Origin of the sequence: Nocardia carnea (assembly GCF_029868325.1) — a bacterium.
Taxonomy (GTDB): domain Bacteria; phylum Actinomycetota; class Actinomycetes; order Mycobacteriales; family Mycobacteriaceae; genus Nocardia; species Nocardia carnea_C.
In genome coordinates this window covers 1-4,624 of record NZ_JARWNW010000079.1, presented here as the reverse complement: position 1 = coordinate 4,624, position 4,624 = coordinate 1, and the positions used below count along the sequence as shown (strand labels likewise).

Annotated in this window: 4 protein-coding genes; 2 read left to right on the top strand and 2 right to left on the bottom strand. The window is 70.1% G+C overall.

The window, feature by feature from the left end; translation table 11 throughout:
- Positions 1-65 precede the first annotated feature (65 nt).
- The gene (locus QH196_RS04505; protein WP_280414466.1) at positions 66-869 is read right to left on the bottom strand and encodes a TetR/AcrR family transcriptional regulator; all 804 of its coding nucleotides are present in this window, start codon (positions 867-869) and stop codon (positions 66-68) included.
- Positions 870-1,300: 431 nt separating this feature from the next.
- On the opposite strand from QH196_RS04505, the gene QH196_RS04500 reads away from it, so the two are divergent.
- Positions 1,301-3,052, top strand: coding sequence for a DEAD/DEAH box helicase (locus QH196_RS04500; RefSeq protein WP_280414468.1), 1,752 nt, complete (start codon positions 1,301-1,303; stop codon positions 3,050-3,052).
- Positions 3,052-3,603 (top strand): hypothetical protein, encoded by a 552-nt coding sequence (locus QH196_RS04495; RefSeq protein ID WP_280414465.1) that lies wholly within the window; start codon positions 3,052-3,054, stop codon positions 3,601-3,603. The genes QH196_RS04500 and QH196_RS04495 overlap by 1 nt, the downstream gene beginning before the upstream one ends.
- Before the next feature lie 338 nt (positions 3,604-3,941).
- Here the strand turns inward: QH196_RS04495 and QH196_RS04490 are convergent.
- Positions 3,942-4,624 (bottom strand): MerR family transcriptional regulator (locus QH196_RS04490; protein ID WP_348538042.1); only part of this gene is annotated, 683 nt, incomplete at its 5' end.

The following is a 4,624-nucleotide window of genomic DNA, read 5'->3' as shown; positions in this document are numbered from 1 at the left end:
CCAACCCACAACACCCCCACCTCCTCTCGGGCGGCCCCCCCCCCCCCCCCCCCCCCCCCCACATCTCATCCGGGCAGGATCGCCTCGATCAACCGTGCGAGCCCGTATTCGAAATCGCCTGCCGGATCGCCCGGCGCCTGGTACAGCTCGCCGACCGCGGCCCCCACCCGCGTCGACAGCGGATATTCGGCAGCGGGCATGACCTCGGTCAGCAGGGGCCCATAGGTCTCCCACCAGTCGGCGTCGGATTGTTCGCGGGTGCTGCGGGCCGCGGCGAGCGCGGTGCGGGCATTGCCGGTGGCGAACTGGGTGAGGACCGAGATCACCCGGTCCATCCCGGGATCGTCGAGACCGATACCGTCCACGGCCGCCAGCTGTTGCTCGTAGCGCCGCGTCCGGCCCGGCCCCAGCACCATCCGCCACGACGGCACCTCGAACAGCCACGGATGTGCCAGAAACTCGTCGCGGACCTGCCGGGCGACCGCGGACAGCCGCTCCCGGGCCGGTACCCCGGTGGGCAACGGTGCGCCGGCCGCGGCCACCGCATCGACCATCAACACCGTGAGCGCCTCCTTGCTCGGCACATAGGTGTACAGGCTCATGGGCCGCAGCCCCAGTTCGGCGGCGACGGCGCGGATGGACACCTTCTCGTAGCCCTCCCGATCGGCCAGGCCGATCGCCGCGGTGACGACATCGTCGACGCTGACGGTCTGCCGGGGGCCGCGTCCACCCGTCCGTGGCGGAAGGCTGTGCCGCCACAAGAGCTCCAGCAGGGTCCGCGCCGGATCGGCAGCCCGTTTCGTGCCGCCTTCCCGGCTCTGGGCCGAGGCCTCTGCCCGGGCGGCCGCATCCGGCGCCGACTCGCTCATGCTGCGCCCACCGGACGAGAGTGAGGCCGGGGACAGTGACACTCGGTGACCACCACCCGACCCGGCTCGCTCACGCGGTATCCGCCGGTCACGACCGAGCCCCCTTCGTGTGAGCTCTCGCCCCGCCGGAGATGGTCATGCCGGGTCCCGGCCGGCCCAGGTGCCGCGGCGAGGCCATCGCCGGCCGTGGCAGGGCAGGCTTGTCCGTGCACCGCTGCCCAGCGGTGCACCGGATGATGGCTCCGGCGGTGGGCCGATGCGGGTAGCCGCCCATAGATCTCCCTGTTCTCGGTCCGGGCGCGCCGGCCGTGCGGAAGCGCCCGGAACAAATCCGGTACTGTGCGCGTTCCGAATATTACTCCGTACGCAATACGCTGATATTGGGGGTCGCCCTGCCTACCGTCGAAACCACCTACCTGCCCGACCGGCACATGTTCGCACTGTGGACGTGGACGGGTCGCGATACCGGACCGCCACCCCCGGGACTCGGCGATTCCGCGACTCTGCCGCTGATCGTTCCCGGCGGAACCACAGCGCAGCTGCGCGCGGGCAGCGCCCACCTCCAGGTCGCGCAGGTCCACTGCGCTCTGGTGGAACCCCAACGATTCGCCGCTCTCCCGGTCGACCGTCCCGGAAACTCCACCCGCGCCTGGCAATCGAATCTGACCGGTTCCGCGGCGCGGCTTCCGGTGGCCGCACACGCCGTCCCCAACGCCCAGGGCACCGCGATCGTGGACGCCGAGCACGCCCTCTCGGTCCTGCGCGATACCGCCGAGACAGCCGATCGGATGCGGACCGGGTTGAAGGCCGACCTGCGTCCCTATCAGGTCCGGGGGATCGCCTGGCTGCGGGACACCGTCGCACGCCACGGCGGCGCGGTCCTGGCCGACGAGATGGGCTTGGGGAAAACCTTGCAAACCATCGGGCTACTCACCGAACGCGCCGAGCAGGGCACGCAACTGGTGGTATGCCCGACCTCCCTGGTCGGCAACTGGGTGCACGAGATCAACCGCTTCGCACCGGGTCTGCGGCCGGTGCCCTGGCGGGGAGGGCCGGTGGAAACCGCTCCCGGAACCGTCGTCGTCACCGGCTATCCCGTGCTGCGCCTGCACGGCAGCGGGCTCACCGGAACCGAGTGGGCAACGATCGCCTACGACGAGGCCCAAGCGCTGAAGAATCCGCGAACCCAGGTGGCGAAGGCGGCGCGGGCACTGTCCGCCGGCGCGGTCGTCGCCCTCACCGGAACGCCGGTCGAAAATCACCTCGACGAACTGTGGGCGCTCCTGCATCTCGTCGCACCGGGAATTTTCGGGCACCGCACCCAGTACCGGCGGCGTTTCGTGAAACCCATCGAGCAGGGTTCGTCCGAGGCCGCCGCACGGCTGCGCGATGCGGTCGAACCCGTTCTGCTGTCGCGCCGGAAGGATCAGGTCGCTGCCTCGCTGCCCGCCAAGATCCACTCGGATCTGCTGTGCGATCTGACCCCGGAACAGGAGCGGTTGTACGACAGTCTGCTCGACCGGGCCGTGGACGAGGGTTTCGGCACCGGCGCCGGACGGCAGACCCGGATCCTGGCGGCGCTGACGGCGCTGAAGCAGGTGTGCAACCATCCCGGGCTCATCAGCGGCGAAACGACCGAACTCGCCGGGCGATCCGGCAAGCTCGACCTGTGCACCGATATCGTCGCCGGCAATCTCGACAATGCCGCGCCGACACTGATCTTCACCCAGTATCGCGGCACCGGTGAGCTACTGGTACGGCATCTGCACGAACAGTTCGCGATCACCGCACCCTTCTTCCACGGCGGGCTTTCGCAGACCGAACGCGCCACCATCGTCGACGAATTCCAGTCCCCGGACGGTCCCCCGGTATTGGTGCTGAGCCTGCGGGCGGCCGGCACCGGGCTCACTCTCACCCGGGCCGCCGATGTGATCCATTTCGACCGCTGGTGGAATCCCGCAGTCGAATCCCAGGCCTCCGACCGCGTGCACCGCATCGGCCAGACTCGCACCGTCACCGTCACAACCCTCACCTCGGCCACCACCGTGGAAGAACATATCGCGGATATGCAGCGGCGGAAATCTGCGCTGACCGATTTCGGCGCCGGTACCGGTATCGCCGAACTGGCCCGGCTCGACGACGACCGGCTGGTGGAGATCCTGCGACGGAAGCGAGGCAACTGATGGCGGACAACGAGTTCGGTTACACCCGCTGGGGAATGGACTGGGTGCGCCTGGCCGAACCACTGCGCCAGACCCGCCCGGACCCGCTGCTGCCCCGCGCCCGCAGTATCGCCCGCAACAACGGCGTTCGCACCGAGGCCGAGGGCCGGATCGTGCGGGCGCATATCCACCGCGGCGGCCAGGCATCGGTCACCCATATCGAACTCACGCCGCTCCCCCGGTCCGTCGTGACCGCGCTGGCCCCGATCGTGGGAACCGCACCGACGGTGCCGACCGACGAGATGTACGCCGCCGCGGCCGATGCGGGCCTGGTGGTAGCTCCGGTTCCGGCGGCGATCGACTGCTCCTGCACCGCCCGCACCGCGCGATGCGTACACGTTCTGGCCACCTTTTACGCCCTGGCGCGCCAGGTGGACGAGAACCCCCGGTTCGGGCTGGACCTACAGGGCTACGGCCACGACCCGGGGCCGGGAGATTCCGCGGCCCCCACCGAAGCCCCACGCTGGATACCGCTCAATGCCGTGGATCCGGCAACGTACTTCCAAGGGTGAGCGACGTGCTGGTTGCCGCCGGGGACCTCGTTCGGCGGGCCTCATCACGTGGAGCCCATCCAGGACGTGCACCGGGCCGGTTGTCCCCGCGCCCGGTTGGCGGGCCTTCGGGTAGCGCCGTCGCACGCCTGTCGAGGGGACGGCCCGGCGGCACGCGCCTTGTCACGGCATCGAGTGGAGCGGCGCGTCGAGCCTTGCGAGCCGCGACCCCCTGTGGGGCAACTCGGTGATGTGTCACGCCGGACAGCTCGTCCGAACAACCGGCCCGGCGCGCGACCGGGGAGACACCCGCTGTGTGCGTATGCCCACGGCGTTGGTTGGAGGTCCTGGGCGGTCGCTCACTCGGTCGCGGGAAGACCGAGCAGAGCGCTCAGTGCGGCGGCGCCGTCCAGCAGCGCAGCGGAACGAGAGTCGATCCGGGCATCACGCGCCGTCAGTGCCGCCGCGAGATCGTTCCAGTGGTGCCGCCCGCGGAGCTCGGGAATCAGCTGACGCAGGGGTTCGATACCGTAGCCGGCCAGGCGGAGCTGGTGTACCAGCCGCGCGGCCCGTACATCGTCGGGTGAGTAGACTCGGGTTTCCCGGATCTCGGCGCGGCGCGGTACCACCAGACCGGTGGCGTCCCAGTACCGCAGTGTCGAGGGGCGCACTCCCAGGGCACGGGCGAGTTCGGAAATACTCATGGCGTCGGTGGGGCGGATATCGGTGAGGGGTTCGTCCGCGATCGCCCGGGCCGCGGTACGTGCGGCGTGCAGATCCCGGCGTTCGCGGTCGAGCCGGGCGTGCGCGGTATCGAGCAGCGCGAACACCCGCCGGCGATCTCCGTTGTGCACCGCGCGCAGGATTGTTTTCGCCGAGGCCGGATCGGTACCGGCGGCCCCGGGGCGCGGGATATCGAGCCGCGCTAACCCCCGCGGGCTATCCCGGTCGCCCCCCGCGCGCTTTTTTTTTACCGCCGCGGCCGTATCGTACCGGCCGCCCTGCGGCCTTTTTGCGCCCGCCGACCGGATATGGATATCGC